We start from the raw sequence: 15,727 nt of genomic DNA, 5'->3' as shown, positions 1-15,727 counted from the left end.
TCCGACCCTGAGCACCGCACCGGCAGCAGCGACTCTCGAATTTCCAACCACCCCAGGAGGACGACCATGCCTTGCCCACCCCTTTCCCGCGGCGCCGTGGCGCTGCTCGCGGCCGTGATCTGCGGCGCCGGTGTCTCGGCGCAAACCTTCGTCTATCCGGCCAAGGGCCAGTCGCCGGATCAGCAAAAGAAGGACGAAGGCGAGTGCCACACCTGGGCCGTGCAGCAGAGCAAGTACGACCCGGCCAACCCGCCGCCGGCACCCGCCGCCGCCAAGCAGCCAACCACGGCGACCGGGACGACGCCAGGGGCCGGCGCGCGCGGCGCGGCGCGCGGTGCGGTCGTCGGCGAGATCGTGGCCGACGACGCCGGTGCCGGCGCCGCGGTCGGCGCAGCGGCCGCGCGCGGCCAGAGTCGGCGCCAGAATTCGGCGCAGACACAGCAGCAGCAGCAGGCCGCCACTCAGCAGTCGCAGGCGGGGATGGCGGCGTACCAGAAGGCACGCGCGGCCTGCCTCGAAGGACGCGGATACACCGTCAAGTAGCCAACCGGAGGAGGACGCAACATGAGACACGAGCAGCCTTTGAGAATTCTCGTCGCGTGCCTGGCGCTGGCCCTGGCCGCCGCGTTGGCGCCGGCCTCCGCGCAGACTGCCGCCGACACGATGCAGCAGGTGCGCGACAGCGCGCGCAAGGACAAGCGCGCCTTCGTCGAGCAGCAGTTGAAGCTCGACGAAGCCCAAGCCAAGGCCTTCTGGCCTCTGTACGAGCGCTATCAGAAGGAGTTGCTGGCCATCAACCGGCGCTCGACGGTCGCGGTGGTCGACTACGTCAACGTCCAGGACCGCCTGACGGACGGGGCGGCCGGCCAGTTGCTGCGCGAGCTCACCGCGATCGACACCGACCGCGCCAAGCTCAAGGAGGCTTACCTGAAGCGCTTTCTGAAAGTCCTGCCGGGCAAGCAGGTCGCACGCTACTACCAGCTCGAGAACAAGATTCAGGCGGTGCAGGAATACGACTCGACGAGCCAGATTCCGCTGGTGAAGTAGGCCGGGACCGCTGGGAAGGCGCGCGCAGTTGCCGATGTCGCGTCACGCAGCAGCTCTTTGAGCCTCACGGCGAAGTGACCGACGGTTGACGAGATCGGAACACGACATCGCGCACGGCCGCTCGCCTCCGCAAGCCACAAGGGCTCGCTTCAAGCACCGGCCGCCGCGATGAAGTGATGGTCGAGCGCCTCGCGCCATTCACGCTTGCGCGGCTCGGGCGCGAAGCTGGCGTCGATGCTGTTGCGCGCCAGCTGCCAGGCATGGCCGGCATCGAGCCCGAGCGCGGCGAAGCTCTGCTGGTAGTTGGCTGCGAGGTAGCCGCCGAAGTAGGCCGGGTCGTCGGAGTTGATCGTCACCACCAGGCCGGCATCGAGCAGCTTCCTGAGTGGATGGGCGGCGATGTCGTCCACCACGCACAGCTTGAGGTTGGACAGCGGGCACACCGTCAGCGGCACCTTGTCGCGCGCCAGCCGCGCCACCAGCGCCGGGTCCTCGAGGCAGCGCACGCCGTGGTCGATGCGTTCGGCCTTGAGCAGATCGAGCGCGGCCTCGATGTAGGCCGGCGGCCCCTCCTCGCCGGCATGCGCCACCACGTGCAGGCCAAGCTCGCGGCAGCGCGCGAAGACGCGCTCGAACTTGCTCGGAGGATGGCCGCGCTCGCTGCTGTCGAGGCCGACGCCGATGAAGCGGCTGCGGTAGGGCAGCGCCTGCTCGAGCGTGGCGAAGGCGGCCTCCTCGCTGAGGTGGCGCAGGAAGCACAGGATGTAGGAGGCCGAGAGCCCGAACTCGGTCAGCGCGATGTCGGCCGCGCGCGTGAGGCCGTTGATCACGGTGGCGAAAGGCACGCCGCGATCGGTGTGGGTCTGTGGATCGAAGAACACCTCGGCATGCACCACGCCCTCGGCGGCGGCGCGCTCGAAGTAGGCCAGCGCCATGTCCTCGAAGTCCTCTTCCTGCAGCAGCACGCTGGCGCCGGAGTAGTAGATGTCGAGAAAGCTCTGCAGGTCGGTGAAGGCGTAGGCCTTGCGCAGCGCCTCGAAGTCCGAGTAGGGCAAGGCGACGCGGTTGCGCTGCGCGATCTCGAAGATCAGCTCGGGCTCGAGCGAGCCCTCGATGTGGATGTGCAACTCGGTCTTGGGCATCGAGGCCAGCAGACCGGGCAAGGCGGCCGGCGCGATGCGGGCGGGGTCGAAGGGCAGGACGGTGGTGTTCATCAGCAGATCCCGAAGGTGATGCCACGAGCCATGAGCATACGGCGGTAGGCGCTGCTCAGCCGATCGGCCGCGCTGTGCAGTTCGCGCACCGGCGCGGCGTCGGAGATCGGCAGGCGCCTGGGGCGCTGCGACTCGAGCACCGGCCGGTCCTGCGCAAAGATGGTGTCCTGGAAGGCGGCGATCTCTTCGTCGCTCGAATCGAAGTCGGTCAGCGCCATGCGAAACCAGACCCGGCTCGACTCCGGCGTCAGCGGACACACGAGCAGCGCGATCACGTCGCGGTAGCCCGGCTGGCCCTGCGGCGCCTTGCGCAGCACCGCGCTGAAGGGCGCCGGCACCTCGTAGCGGTAGTCGACCTCGCTGCCGGCTTCCGAGAGCCGGTTGCTCTGCGGCTGCCAGGCGCGGCAGCCGCTGGCGATCAGCGTGCCGTCGGCGGCGGTACTCACCTCGTAGGCCGGCTGCGCCAGGTGCGCGCGATCGCCGAGCCAGCCCTCGTGGACCAGGCCGAAGTGCGAGAGGTCGAGAAAATTCTCGACGATGCGCGGCGCGCTGGTCGCCACCTCGTAGGGGCCGACCGTCAGCTTGCGCAGCGCAGGGTCGCGCTCGGCGGCCTCGAGCATGCCGAGCGCCGGTGCGGCGGCTCCACCCTCGTCGAGCCGCAGCCACAGCATGCCGGCCGCCTCGAGCGCGGCATGGCTGCAGGCGCGATGGGTCGCCGGCGGCCTGAAGTCCGGCAGCGCCGGAATCGCGACGCAGCGCCCGCCGCCCTCGAAGCGCCAGCCGTGGTACGGGCATTCGAGTTCGCCGGTGGCGACGACGCGGCCCATCGACAGCCGCGCGCCACGGTGCGGGCAGCGGTCGGTGAAGGCGCGCGCCACGCCCTGCGCGTCGCGCCACAGCACGAGTTCCTCGCCGAGCAGCGCCACGGCCAGCGGCGCGCCGGCGGCCAGCGCCTCGCTGCGCGCCACCGGATGCCAGAGCTGCCGTTCGATCATCGATTGCCGTTCAACAAACACACAGGCCGCCCGGCGAGAGCCACGGCGGCCTGTGTTCGTCCATCGTGCCGGGCCTACTTGCCGCTCGGCACCTTGCCCTCTACGCCCTTGACGTAGAAGTTGACGCCGGAGAGGAACTTGTCGTCGGCGACCGCGTCCTTGGCGATCAGTTCTTTGCCGTCGGAGCCGAGGATCGGGCCCTTCCAGATCGCGAAGCTGCCGTCCTTGAGGCCGGCCTTGACCGCATCGACCTTGGCCTTGGTCTCGGCTGGCACGTCGGTAGCGATCGAAACCATGTCGATCGCGCCTTCCTTGACGCCCCACCAGGTGCTGGTGCCGCCGGTCCACTTGCCCTCGAGCGCCTCGCCGACCGACTTGATGTAGTACGGCGCCCAGTTGATGATCGCCGAGCCCAGGTGCGCCTTCGGGCCGTAGGCCGTCATGTCGCTGTCCCAGCCGAAGGCGCGCTTGCCCATCTTCTCGGCGGTCTGCAGCACGGCCGAGGAGTCGGTGTTCTGCATCAGCACGTCGGCGCCGCCGTTGATCAGCGCGGTCGCGGCCTCGGTCTCCTTGGGCGGGTTGAACCACTCGTTGACCCAGACCACCTTGGTCTTGATCTTCGGGTTCACGCTCTGCGCGCCGAGGGTGAAGCTGTTGATGTTGCGGATCACCTCGGGGATCGGGATCGAGGCCACCACGCCGAGCGTGTTGCTCTTGGTCATGCCGCCGGCGATCACGCCCGCCATGTAGGCGCCCTCGTAGGTCCGGCTGTCGTAGGTGCGCATGTTGGGCGCGGTCTTGTAGCCGGTGGCGTGCTCGAACTTGGCGTCGGGGCTGTCGGCCGCGACCTTGAGCATCGGCTCCATGTAGCCGAAGGTGGTGCCGAAGATCAGCTTGTTGCCCTGGCCCACCATGTCGCGGAACACGCGCTCGGCGTCGGCCGCCTCGGGCACCTTCTCGACGTAGCTGGTGATCACCTTGTCGCCGAACTCCTTCTCGACCGCCTTGCGTGCGTTGTCGTGGGCGAAGGTCCAGCCACCGTCGCCGACCGGGCCGACGTAGGCAAAAGCGATCTTCAGCGGCTCGGCCTTGGCCACCGGGCCCGAGGCCGCCGGTCCCGCGGCCGGGGCGGCGGGAGCCTCGTCCTTCTTGCCACAGCCGGCCAGCGCCGCCGCGGCCGCGATGGCGGCCAGGCTGCCGAGCTTCAACAGGGAACGCTTCGAGTTGGAATGCATGTCCGCTCCAGGGGTGAAAGCAATGAAATCGATTATCTCTAGCCGCCAGGGAAGAAGGGCTTGCCGAGCGAGGCCGGCATGTTGACGCGGATCCACGCCGGGTTGCGCGAGATCAGCACCAGCACCACGATCGTCGCCAGGTAGGGCAGCGCGCTGAGCAACTGGCTCGGCACGTCGACCCCCTGGGTCTGCAACTGGAACTGCAGCATCGTCACGCCGCCGAACAGGTAGGCACCGAGCAAGACACGTGCCGGCCGCCAGGTCGCGAAGGTCGTCAGCGCGAGCGCGATCCAGCCCTTGCCGGCCACCATGCCCTCGACCCACAGCGGCGTGTAGATCACCGAGAGGTAGGCCCCGGCCAAGCCGCACAGCGCGCCGCCGACCATCACCGCGAGCAGGCGGATGCCACGCACCGGATAGCCCAACGCATGCGCCGACTCGGGCGACTCGCCGACCGCGCGCAGCACCAGGCCGGCGCGCGAGCGGTAGAGGAACCAGATCAGCCCGAAGGTGAAGGCGATCGCGAAATAGACCATCGGATGCTGGCGAAACAGCGCCGGGCCGACGAAGGGAATGTCGGCCAGGCCGGGGATCGCGAAGTTCGGCCGATCGGGCAGCTTGGCCTGCACGAAGCCGATGCCCACAAACGCCGAGAGCCCGGCGCCGAACAGGCTCAGCGCGAGCCCGGTCGCGTACTGGTTGGTGTTGAGCCAGATCACCAGCAGGCCGAAGGCGGCCGCGAGCAGCGCCCCGGCGCCGGCGCCGGCGGCAAAGCCGAGCCAGTCGCTGCCGGTGGTCACCGCGGTGGCGTAGCCGGCGATCGCCGCGACCAGCATCATTCCCTCGGCACCGAGGTTGACGATGCCGGCGCGCTCGTTGATCAGCAAGCCCAGCCCGGCGATCGCCAGCACGGTGCCGGCGTTGAGCGTGGCGGCGATGAGGAGTGCGAATTCGTTCATCGTGCCACCTCGGCCTGGATCAGCGGCGCCGCGGCCGGCGCCGGCTTGGGCGCCGACTTCCAGCGCACGCGGTAGTGGATCAACGTGTCGCAGGCCAGCAGCGCGAACAGCAGCAGGCCCTGGAACACGCCGGTCAGCGACTTCGGCAGGCCAAGCCGCGACTGCGCCAGTTCGCCACCGATGTAGAACATGCTCATCAGGATCCCCGAGAACACGATGCCCACCGGGTGCAGCCGGCCGACGAAGGCGACGATGATCGCGGCGAAGCCGTAGCCCACCGGCACATAGGGCGTGAGCTGGCCGAGCGGCCCGGCGGCCTCGATCGCACCGGCGAGGCCTGCCATGCCGCCCGAGAGCAGCAGCGCGGTCCAGAGCGCGGTGCGCGAGGAGAAGCCGGCATAGCGCGCCGCCGCCGGTGCCAGCCCGCCGACCTGCAGCTGGAAGCCGGCGTAGGTGCGAAACAGCAGCACCCAGAACGCCAGCACCGCGAACAGCGCGATCAGCACGCCGATGTTGGCGCGGCTGCCCTCCATCAGGCGCGGGATCTTGGTGACCGCGGCGAAGGTGATGGTCTGCGGAAAGTTGTAGCCGGCCGGATCCTTCCACGGTCCGTAGACCAGCCAGTTGAGCAGGAAGATCGCGACGTAGACCAGCATCAGGCTGACCAGGATCTCGTTGGCGTTGAAGCGGTCGCGCAGCAGCGCGACGATGCCCGCCCACAACATGCCGCCGAGCACGCCCGCCACCAGGATCGGCAGCACGATCCAGGCGCCGGTACTAGGCCCGGCCTGCATCGCGACCCAACCCGCGGCCAGCGCGCCGAGCACGAACTGGCCCTCGGCACCGATGTTCCAGATGTTGGAGCGAAAGCAGACCGCCAGGCCGAGCGCGATCAGGATCAGCGGCGTCGCCTTGATCGCCAGCTCGCTGAGCGCGTAGGCGCTCTTCACCGGCTCGATGAAGAACATCTGCAGGCCGCGCAGCGGGTCCTTGCCGAGCAGCATGAAGAGCAGCACGCCGACCAGCACGGTGATGGCCAGCGCCAGCAGCGGCGAGGCGAGCGACATCGCCTTCGAGGGCTGGGGGCGGACTTCGAGCCTAAGCATGGGCCACCTCCCCGGTCGGCGCCGCGGGACGCTTCTTGTCCCACAGCCCGCTCATCCATTCGCCGATCATCTCGATCGTGGCCTGCGAGGTCGGCACGCTCGGCGAGAGTCGACCCTGCGCCAGCACCACCAGTCGATCGCTCAGCTCGAACAGTTCCTCGAGTTCTTCGCTCAGCACCAATAGCGCGCAGCCGGCGTCGCGCAACTTGAGCAGCTCGCCGCGGATCTGCGCCGCGGCGCCGACGTCGACGCCCCAGGTCGGCTGGGCGACGATCAGCAGCTTCGGGTTGACGGAAATCTCGCGACCGACGATGAACTTCTGCAGGTTGCCGCCCGACAGGCTCTTGGCCGCCGCGCCCGGCCCGCCGGCCTTGACCTTGAAGCGCTCGATCAGATCGGCCGCGAGTTGCTGCACCTGGCCCGTGCGCAGCCAGCCGCCAGGACCAACCGCCTCGGTGCGCGTCAGCAGCGTGTTCTGCGCCAGGCTCATGGTCGGCACCGCGCCGCGGCCGAGCCGCTCCTCGGGCACGAAGTGCAGGCCCTGGCGGCGGCGGCGTCGCGGGGAGGCCTGCGCGATGTCGGTGCCGAACAGCTTGATCGAACCCGGCGGCGCGCGCCGGTCCTCGCCCGAGAGCGCGGCCATCAGCTCCTGCTGGCCGTTGCCGGAGACGCCGGCGATGCCGACGATCTCGCCGGCCCGGACCTCGAGGCCGATGTCGACCAGCGTGGTGCCGAAGGGGTCCTGCTTGGCCAGGCTGAGTCGCTCGACCGCCAGCACCTTGGCGCCGAGCCGGGCCTGGATGTGCTGCAGCTGCGGCGGCTCGGCGCCGATCATCAGCCGCGACAGGCTGGCGTTGCTTTCCTTGCCCGGGTCGACCTCGCCGGTGACCTTGCCGCCGCGCAGCACCGTGCAGTGGTGGCACAGCGCGCGGATCTCGTCGAGCTTGTGGCTGATGTAGAGGATCGAGCAGCCCTTGTCGGCCAGCTGGCGCAGCGTGACGAAGAGCTTCTGCACCGCCTGCGGCGTCAGCACCGAGGTCGGTTCGTCGAGGATCAGCAGCTTGGGGTCGGTCAGCAGCGCACGCACGATCTCCACGCGCTGGCGTTCGCCGACCGAGAGCGTGTGGACCGGGCGCAGCGGATCGACGTCGAGCCCGTACTCGTGCGAGACCCTGGCGATGCGCTCGCTGATCTCGGCCAGCGTGCCCGATTTGTCGAGCCCGAGCCAGACGTTCTCGGCTGCCGTCAGCGTGTCGAACAGCGAGAAATGCTGGTAGACCATGCTGATGCCCAGCGCCCGCGCCTCGTGCGGGCTCTTGACCTGCACCGGCTGCCCGTTCCAGTGGATCGTGCCCTCGTCGGGCTGCACCGCGCCGTAGATGATCTTCATCAGCGTGCTCTTGCCGGCACCGTTCTCGCCGAGCACCGCGTGGATCTGGCCCGGCGCCACCTGCAGGTTGATGCCGTCGTTGGCCTTGACGGCCGGGTACTGCTTGCTGATGTTGGCGAGTGCCAGGCGCGGGGTCATGAGGGTGGCTCCGGTTCAGGGCGCGATTGTCGTGCGCTCGAAGCGCGCTGTTCCCGCCACGTAGGCGGCGGCCAGGTGACGCTCGTCGGCGAGCGTCATCCAGGCAAAGAGCTTCTCGTGCAAGCCCCGGGCCAGCGCGAGGCGATTGGCATCGATCTCGGCGCGGGCCCAGTCCCAGACGCAGAGGTCGGCCATCAGCCCCGGCTCGAGGCGGCCGATCTCGTGGCCGAGGCCGAGTGCATCGGCGGCGCCGGCGGTGGCGCTGTGCAGCGCCTTCCAGGCCGACAGCCGCACGCCCTGCAGCGCCTGCACCTTGTAGGCCTCGGCCAGCGTGCGCAGCATCGACAGGCTGGTGCCACCGCCAACGTCGGTGGCCATCGTGACCTTCGCTCCCGCTGCCTCGAGTGCCTGCCAGCCGATCAGGCCGCTGCCGAGAAAGAGATTCGATGTCGGGCTGTGCGCGATCTGGGCACCGCTGGCGGCCAGCAGCGCGCGATCCTCGTCGTCGAGCCAGATGCCATGCGCGAGCACCGCGCGCTCGTTGAGCAGGCCGTGCCGGTGGTAGACGTCGAGGTAGCTGCGCGCCTGCGGAAACAGCTCGCGCACCCAGGCCACCTCGGCCCGGTTCTCCGCGACGTGGGTCTGCATGTAGAGACCCGGCACCTCGCACAGCAGGCGGCCTGCCATGTCCATCTGCGCCTCGCTGCTGGTCGGCGCGAAGCGCACCGTCATCGCGTAGGCCAGTCGGTCCTTGCCGTGCCAGCGCTCGATCAGTTCGAGGCTGTCGCGCTCGGCGCTTTCGACCGTATCGGCGAGCCACTCGGGCACATGGCGGTCCATCAGGCACTTGCCGGCGATCAGGCGCATGCCGCGGGCGTTGGCGCTGGTGAACAGCGCCTCGCAGCTCTGCTTGTGCACGGTCGGGAACACCACCGCCGCCGTCGTGCCATGGGCCAGCAGCGCATCACAGAAGCGCTCGGCGCCGGCCCGCGCCACCTGGGGATCGGCATGGCGGCGCTCGGCCGGGAAGGTGTAGGTCTCGAGCCAGTCGAGCAGCTCGGTGCCGTAGCTCGCGATCACGTCGAGCTGTGGGCTGTGGACATGGGTGTCGATGAAGCCGGGCAGGATCAGGCGACCACGCTGGTCGATGCGGCGGTAACTGGCGTCGGGCTCGCTGACCGATGCATCGAGCACGCCGGCGATGCGGCCATGCTCGTCGACCAGCAGCCAGTGATCGGGCCGCCACCGAACGCCGGGGACTGCGTCGGGCGGACCGAAGCCGGGATCGGTGCTGAAGTCGAGCAGGTCGCCGCGCAGCGCGATGCGGTTCATGAGTCGGTGAATCAGTTGGAGCCGTTTGGCAAGCTTCGCGCCAGCTCGCGCACCTGCTCGCGCAGCCAGCGCACCGCGGCCGACTGGTGCTTGAGTTCGTGCCAGAGCTGGTAGTAGACCAGCGCCGGGAAGGCAACCGGGCAGCGAACGATGCGCACCGCGAACTGGTCGACATAGCGGCTGCAGAACAGGCGCCCGGTGGTGAGCACCAGCTGCGTGCGCGCCACCATCAGCGGCACCAGCCCGAAGTGCGGGCTGCGCACCGCGATGCGACGTTGCAGACCCTGCAGCGCGAGGTGCTCGTCGATCACGCCGAGCGCGCCGGCGTGCAGGCCGGTCGGCGCCACGTGATCGCTCTGCAGGTAGCGCTCGGCGGTCCAGCCGCGCGGGTTCTTCACGGCCGGGTGGTCGGCCGCGACCAGGCAAACGACCTCGTCGGCCAGCAGCCGGCCCAGGTGCAGCTCGGCCGGCGGCTGCAGCCAGTTGCCGATCACGAGGTCGACCTCGCCGCGCGCCAGGCCCTGGCGATAGTCGAACTCGCGCGACAGCGGCAGGATCTCGATCGTGACGTTGGGGGCCAGCGCCCGCACCCGCGCCACCAACTCGGGCAGGAACAGCGGATCGAGGTAGTCGCTGGCGGCGATGCGAAAGACCTGCCGGCTGGCGGCCGGCTCGAAGCCGCGGCTCCTGGTGCCGCTGCCGAACAGCGTTTGCGCCTGCTGCAGCAGCTCGGCGGCCGGCGCCAGCAGCTCGAGCGCCACCGGCGTCGGCGCCAGGCCGTTACCCGAGCGCACCAGCAGCGGATCACCGGTGAGCTCGCGCAGCCGCCTGAGCTGGGCGCTCAGCGCCGGCTGGCTGCTGCCGAGCTTGAGCGCGGCGCGCGAGACATTGCGTTCGGTGATCACGGTGTGGAGCACGCGGATGAGGTAGATCTCAATCTTGTCGAAGTCGGCTCGTTGCGCCATGCGCTACTCCGCATATCGGATATCCATGCAATCGTATACACAGAGCGCGATCACGGAGTACCTTTAGGGTATGTCCCTGAGCACCGACACGCGCCCGATCCGCTTCTTCCACCGCGGCCAGATCGCCGAGGTCGAGGGCGCGGCGACCACTCGCAGCCTGCTCGACTGGCTGCGCGTCGATGCACGCTGCACCGGCACCAAGGAAGGCTGCAACGAGGGCGACTGCGGCGCCTGCACGGTGATCGTCGCCGAGCTGGCGGAGCGCGCGACGGCGGCGCCGGGCACCCTCGTCGGCGGCCTGAGCATCCGCACCGTCAATGCCTGCCTGCAGTTTTTGCCCACGCTCGATGGCAAGGCGGTGCTGACGGTCGAAGACCTCAAGACCATCGCCGGCGGCGCGCTGCATCCGGTGCAGCAGGCGCTGGTCGACTGCCACGGCTCGCAATGCGGCTTCTGCACGCCGGGCTTCACGACCAGCCTCACTGCCTGCTACGAGCGCCATTGCGAGGCAGGCACGACGCCGAGCCGCCAGCAGCTGGCCGACGAGCTCAGCGGCAACCTGTGCCGCTGCACCGGCTACCGGCCGATCCTTGATGCCGGGCAGCGGATGTTCGAGTTGCCGACGGCTCGGCTCGATACCGCGCCGATCGTGGCCGCGCTGAAGACACTGAGCGAGCAGCCGCCGCTGCACTACGCGGCCGATGGACAGCAGTTCTTCGCGCCGCGCAGCCTCGACGAACTCGCGACTCGCTTCGCCGCCGAGCCGCAAGCCAGGCTGGTGGCCGGCATGACCGACATGGGCCTGTGGGTGACCAAGCAGTTTCGCGAACTGCCGCTGCTGATCTCGACCACCGAGGTCGACGAGCTGCGGCGCATCGAGGACGGGGATGGCGTGCTGCGCATCGGCGCCGCCACCCCGCTCGAGGATGCCTGGCGCGCGATCGCGGCACGCTGGCCGGCGCTCGAGGAGATGGGCCTGCGCTTCGCCTCGCTGCCGGTGCGCCATGCCGGCACGATGGGCGGCAACGTCGCCAACGGCTCGCCGATCGGCGACAGCGCGCCGGCGCTGATGGCGCTCGATGCGGCGTTGGTGTTGCGGCGGGGCGAGCGCGTGCGACGGCTGGCGCTCGACGGTTTCTATCTCGACTACATGAAGAACGCGCTGGAGCCGGGCGAGTTCGTACAGGCCATCGAGATTCCGCACGGCGACGCGGCGACCACGGTGCGCGGCTACAAGCTCAGCAAGCGCTACGACTGCGACATCTCGGGCTTGTGCGCCGGCTTCGCGCTCAGGCTCGATGCGCAAGGCTCGGTCGCTCATGTGCGCCTGGCCTTCGGCGGCATGGCGGCGACGGTCAGGCGTGCGCGCAGTGCCGAGGCGGCGCTGCCCGGCCAGCCCTGGACCGAGGCCACGCTGGAGGCCGCCGTCACCGCACTGGCCGCCGACTTCAAGCCGCTGACCGACCTGCGCGCCTCCAGCGGCTACCGCCAGCGCACCGCGGCCAACCTGCTGCGGCGGCTGTGGCTGGAGACGCGGGTCGAGGCGCCGCTGCCGGCTGCGGCCATCAGCGTCTGGCACCGGGCCGCGGCGTAGGGGGCGGCAGATGAACAGCAGCACCGACGCCTTCATCCGCCAGCTCGCCGCGACCGCGGGCGAGGTCGGCAAGGCGCTGCCGCACGAATCGGCCGCGCTGCACGTGGCCGGCGAGGCGAGCTACATCGACGACCTGCCCGAGCTGGCCGGCACGCTGCACGCGGCGCTCGGCCTGTCGCCGCTGGCACATGGCCGACTGCTGGGCATCGATCTCGAAGCCCTGCGCGCGCTGCCCGGCGTGGTGGCGGTGTTCAGCGCGGCCGACATCCCCGGCCCCAACGATTGCGGGCCGATCGTCCACGACGACCCGATCCTGGCCGAGGGCGAGGTGCACTACCTGGGCCAGCCGGTGTTCGCGGTGATCGCGGCCGATCGCGATGTCGCGCGCCGGGTCGCTGCGCGCGCCAAGGAGTTCCTGCGCATCGAGCCCTTGCCGGCCGTGCTGACGGCGCGCGAAGCGCACGCACAGGGCCGCTACGTGCTGCCACCGGCGCACCTCACGCGCGAGCAGTCGCCCGGCGCCACGCGCGCCGCGATCGTCTCGGCGCCGCACCGGCTGCAAGGCAGCCTGAGCGTCGGCGGCCAGGAGCAGTTCTACCTGGAAGGCCAGATCTCCTACGCGGTGCCGCTCGAAGGCGGCGCGCTGCGCGTGCATTGCTCGACCCAGCATCCGAGCGAGATGCAGCACGCGGTGGCGCACGCGCTGCTGTTGCCGGCCAACGCGGTGCAGGTGGAATGCCGGCGCATGGGCGGCGGCTTCGGTGGCAAGGAGAGCCAGTCGGCGCTGTTCGCCTGCGTCGCCGCACTCGCCGCGAGCAAGCTGCGGCGGCCGGTGAAGCTGCGCGCCGATCGCGACGACGACTTCATGATCACCGGCCGCCGCCACGGCTTCGAGTACGACTGGGAACTGGGCTTCGACGACGCCGGCCGCATCCTCGGCGTCGAGATCGACCTGATCTCCAACGCCGGCTTCAGCGCCGACCTGTCGGGCCCGGTGATGACGCGCGCGCTGTGCCACTTCGACAACGCCTACTGGCTGCCGAACGTGTCGATGCACGGCTACTCGGCGCGCACCAACACGCAGAGCAACACCGCCTTCCGCGGCTTCGGCGGGCCGCAGGGCGCGATCGCGATCGAGTGCATCCTCGAGGCGGTGGCGCGGGCGCTGGGCAAGGATCCGCTCGAAGTTCGGCGGGCCAACTTCTACGGCGTCGGTGAACGCGATCTCACGCCCTACGGCCAGCGCGTCGAGGACAACATCGCAGCACCCATGGTCGACGAACTGGTCGCGCAGAGCGGCTACGCGGCGCGGCGCGGCGAGATCGCGGCGTGGAACGCGCAGAGCCCGGTGCTCAAGCGCGGCCTGGCGCTGTCGCCGGTCAAGTTCGGCATCTCGTTCAACGTCAAGCATTTCAACCAGGCCGGCGCGCTGGTCCACATCTACACCGACGGCTCGGTGCTGGTCAACCATGGCGGCACCGAGATGGGCCAGGGTCTCAACACCAAGGTCGCGCAGGTAGTGGCGCACGAACTCGGCCTGCCGCTGGCGCGGGTGCGCTGCACGGCGACCGACACGACCAAGGTCGCCAACACCTCGGCGACCGCGGCCTCGACCGGCGCCGACCTCAACGGCAAGGCGGCGCAGGACGCGGCGCGCCAGCTGCGCGAGCGGCTCGCGGCCTTCGTCGCGCAGCGCGCGGGCGGTATCGATGCCGCCGCGATCCGCTTCGCCGACTCGCAGGTGCTGCTGCCCGACGGCACTCCCCTGCCCTTCGACACCGTCGTCGCCGACGCCTACGCCGAGCGCGTGCAACTCTGGAGCGACGGCTTCTACGCCACGCCCGGCCTGCACTGGAACCGCGAGACGCTACAGGGCAAGCCCTTCCACTACTTCGCCTACGGCGCCGCGGTCAGCGAGGTCGTCGTCGACACGCTCAGCGGCGAGTACCGGCTGCTGCGCGCCGACCTGCTGCACGACGTGGGCCGCTCGCTGAATCCGGCGATCGACATCGGCCAGGTCGAGGGCGCCTTCATCCAGGGCATGGGCTGGCTGACGATGGAGGAGCTGGTCTGGCATCCGCAGAGCGGTGCGCTGCTGACGCATGCGCCCAGCACCTACAAGATCCCGACCGCCAACGACGCGCCGCCGATCTTCAACACGCGGCTGTTCGAGGGCGAGAACCCGGCCGACAGCATCCATCGCAGCAAGGCGGTCGGCGAGCCGCCGCTGCTGCTGGCCTTCTCGGTGTGGCTGGCGATCCGCGATGCGATCTCGGCCGCGGGCGACCATCGCGTCGATCCGCCGCTGCGTGCGCCGGCGACGCCGGAAGCGGTGCTGGACGCCATCGAAGTGGTGATGCGATGAGCGCGGCGCTGCTCGCCACCGCCACCCGCTGGCTCGCCGAGGGCCGCGCGGCGCAGGTGGTGCTGGTGCTGAGCAGTCGCGGCTCGGTGCCACGCGAAGCAGGCACCCGCATGCTGGTCGGCCCCGACGCGGTGGCCGGCACCATCGGCGGCGGACACCTGGAGCACCAGGCCATCGCGCTGGCGCGCGAGCGGCTCCAGCGCAACGCGGTGCAGCCGCTGGAACAACCCATCGCGCTCGGCCCCACGCTCGGCCAATGCTGTGGCGGCACGCTGGTGCTGCGCTACGGCGCGCTCGACGCGGAGGCCCTGGCCGCCTGGCCGCGCGCGCTGCCGCGCTTCGAGTTGCAGCTGTTCGGTGCCGGCCACGTGGGCCGCGCGGTCGCGCACCTGCTCGAAGGCTTCGACTGCCGCGTGCAATGGATCGACGAGCGCGAGGCCGAGTTTCCGGACCAGCCCTCGCCGCCTCACGTCGTGCGGGTCTGCGTCGACGCCCCCGAGGCCGAGGTGCGGCTGGCGGCCCCTGGCACCTGCTTCCTGATCCTCACGCATCAGCACGAACTGGACCTGCGCATCTGCGAGGCGGTGCTGCGGCGTGGCGACTTCCGCTTCTGCGGGCTGATTGGCTCCGCCACCAAGCGCGCGCGCTTCATTCACCACTTCGAACGGCGCGGCGTGGTGGCCGAGGCCGTCGCGCGCCTCGTCTGCCCGATCGGCATCACGGGCATCGAGGGCAAGGAGCCCGAGGTGCTGGCGGTCGCGGTGGTGGCGCAACTGTTGCAACAGTGCCCGCCGCGATGAGCCGCCTGCCGTTTCCCGTGTCGGCAGCGACGCTGCACGCCTCGCCCGACGCCAGCTTCGACGAGCCCTTCGGCATGCTGGCCGCCTGCCACGGCCGCGTGCAACGCTCGTGCGCGCTGCTGGCGCGGCTGGTCGAGCACCTGCTGCAGTTGCAGCAACAGCCGGTCGATGCGATGGCGGCCGACGCGGCACGCGACGTGCTGCGCTACTTCGATCTCGCCGCGCCGGCCCATCACCTGGACGAGGAGCGCCATGTCTTCCCGCGCGTCGAGGCCGGCGGCGATGCCGAGCTCGCGGCGCTCGTCGGCCGTCTGCACACCGAACACCGCCTGCTCGACGCGCAGTGGCGCGGCCTGCATGCGCTGCTGCAGCCGGTGGCGAGCGGCGGCTTCGACGCCACCACGCTGCCGGCGCTACAGATCGCGGCCCGCGATTTCATCGCCCTCAACGAATCCCATCTCGCACTCGAGGACCGGCTCGTGCTGCCGGCCGCCGATGCGCTCGCCAGCGCCGCCGACCGCGCCGCGATGGGCGCCGAGATGGCGGCGCGGCGCGGGCTGCCAAGGCCCTAGCGCAGCAACCGGCAC

The 15,727-nt window shown here is 70.2% G+C and carries 14 protein-coding genes; 6 read left to right on the top strand and 8 right to left on the bottom strand.

The genetic code is table 11. The features are described from left to right. The first annotated feature begins 66 nt into the window (after positions 1-66). Positions 67-543 (top strand): hypothetical protein, encoded by a 477-nt coding sequence (locus EV670_RS02405; RefSeq protein WP_130430214.1) that lies wholly within the window; start codon positions 67-69, stop codon positions 541-543. A 21-nt stretch (positions 544-564) separates the two neighbouring features. Continuing rightward, the gene (locus tag EV670_RS02400) at positions 565-1,047 is read left to right on the top strand and encodes a hypothetical protein (protein WP_130430213.1); all 483 of its coding nucleotides are present in this window, start codon (positions 565-567) and stop codon (positions 1,045-1,047) included. 149 nt (positions 1,048-1,196) lie between these two features. On the opposite strand, the gene EV670_RS02395 is transcribed toward EV670_RS02400, so the two are convergent. The 8 genes from EV670_RS02395 to EV670_RS02360 all read right to left on the bottom strand — a co-directional run bounded on the left by EV670_RS02395 (position 1,197) and on the right by EV670_RS02360 (position 10,381). Next, on the bottom strand, positions 1,197-2,261 hold the full coding sequence (locus EV670_RS02395) for an adenosine deaminase (protein WP_130430212.1): 1,065 nt from the start codon (positions 2,259-2,261) through the stop codon (positions 1,197-1,199). Beyond that, a complete protein-coding gene (locus EV670_RS02390) occupies positions 2,261-3,256 on the bottom strand; it encodes an aromatic ring-hydroxylating oxygenase subunit alpha (RefSeq protein ID WP_130430211.1) in 996 nt (331 codons plus the stop codon). Before EV670_RS02390 ends, EV670_RS02395 begins: the two co-directional genes overlap by 1 nt. A 74-nt stretch (positions 3,257-3,330) precedes the next feature. Beyond that, the gene (locus tag EV670_RS02385; protein ID WP_130430210.1) at positions 3,331-4,491 is read right to left on the bottom strand and encodes a BMP family ABC transporter substrate-binding protein; all 1,161 of its coding nucleotides are present in this window, start codon (positions 4,489-4,491) and stop codon (positions 3,331-3,333) included. 38 nt (positions 4,492-4,529) lie between these two features. Then, positions 4,530-5,450 (bottom strand): ABC transporter permease, encoded by a 921-nt coding sequence (locus EV670_RS02380; protein WP_130430209.1) that lies wholly within the window; start codon positions 5,448-5,450, stop codon positions 4,530-4,532. Next, entirely contained in the window at positions 5,447-6,556 is a 1,110-nt protein-coding gene (locus EV670_RS02375) for an ABC transporter permease (RefSeq protein WP_130430208.1), read from the bottom strand. The genes EV670_RS02380 and EV670_RS02375 overlap by 4 nt, the downstream gene beginning before the upstream one ends. Beyond that, positions 6,549-8,084 (bottom strand): ABC transporter ATP-binding protein, encoded by a 1,536-nt coding sequence (locus EV670_RS02370; protein WP_130430207.1) that lies wholly within the window; start codon positions 8,082-8,084, stop codon positions 6,549-6,551. The genes EV670_RS02375 and EV670_RS02370 overlap by 8 nt, the downstream gene beginning before the upstream one ends. A 15-nt stretch (positions 8,085-8,099) precedes the next feature. Then, the gene (gene guaD / locus EV670_RS02365; protein ID WP_130430206.1) at positions 8,100-9,416 is read right to left on the bottom strand and encodes a guanine deaminase; all 1,317 of its coding nucleotides are present in this window, start codon (positions 9,414-9,416) and stop codon (positions 8,100-8,102) included. Positions 9,417-9,427: 11 nt separating this feature from the next. Further along, positions 9,428-10,381, bottom strand: a complete 954-nt coding sequence (locus tag EV670_RS02360; protein ID WP_130430205.1) for a LysR family transcriptional regulator — start codon at positions 10,379-10,381, stop codon at positions 9,428-9,430. A 70-nt stretch (positions 10,382-10,451) separates the two neighbouring features. Between EV670_RS02360 and xdhA the strand changes: the two genes are divergently transcribed. From xdhA to EV670_RS02340, 4 genes are read left to right on the top strand one after another with little or no spacing between them, the layout of a single operon-like run. After that, positions 10,452-11,975 (top strand): xanthine dehydrogenase small subunit, encoded by a 1,524-nt coding sequence (xdhA, locus tag EV670_RS02355; protein WP_130430204.1) that lies wholly within the window; start codon positions 10,452-10,454, stop codon positions 11,973-11,975. A gap of 10 nt (positions 11,976-11,985) precedes the next feature. Beyond that, on the top strand, positions 11,986-14,340 hold the full coding sequence (gene xdhB / locus EV670_RS02350; protein ID WP_130430203.1) for a xanthine dehydrogenase molybdopterin binding subunit: 2,355 nt from the start codon (positions 11,986-11,988) through the stop codon (positions 14,338-14,340). Beyond that, the gene (xdhC, locus tag EV670_RS02345) at positions 14,337-15,140 is read left to right on the top strand and encodes a xanthine dehydrogenase accessory protein XdhC (protein ID WP_130430202.1); all 804 of its coding nucleotides are present in this window, start codon (positions 14,337-14,339) and stop codon (positions 15,138-15,140) included. Before xdhB ends, xdhC begins: the two co-directional genes overlap by 4 nt. Beyond that, a complete protein-coding gene (locus EV670_RS02340) occupies positions 15,137-15,712 on the top strand; it encodes a hemerythrin domain-containing protein (protein ID WP_242616805.1) in 576 nt (191 codons plus the stop codon). The genes xdhC and EV670_RS02340 overlap by 4 nt, the downstream gene beginning before the upstream one ends. Positions 15,713-15,727 lie beyond the last annotated feature (15 nt).

The organism is Rivibacter subsaxonicus, assembly GCF_004217215.1.
In the GTDB taxonomy this organism is placed as follows: Bacteria; Pseudomonadota; Gammaproteobacteria; order Burkholderiales; family Burkholderiaceae_C; genus Rivibacter; species Rivibacter subsaxonicus.
Note: the sequence above shows the minus strand (reverse complement) of the source record. Positions and strands in the feature narration are given on the sequence as shown.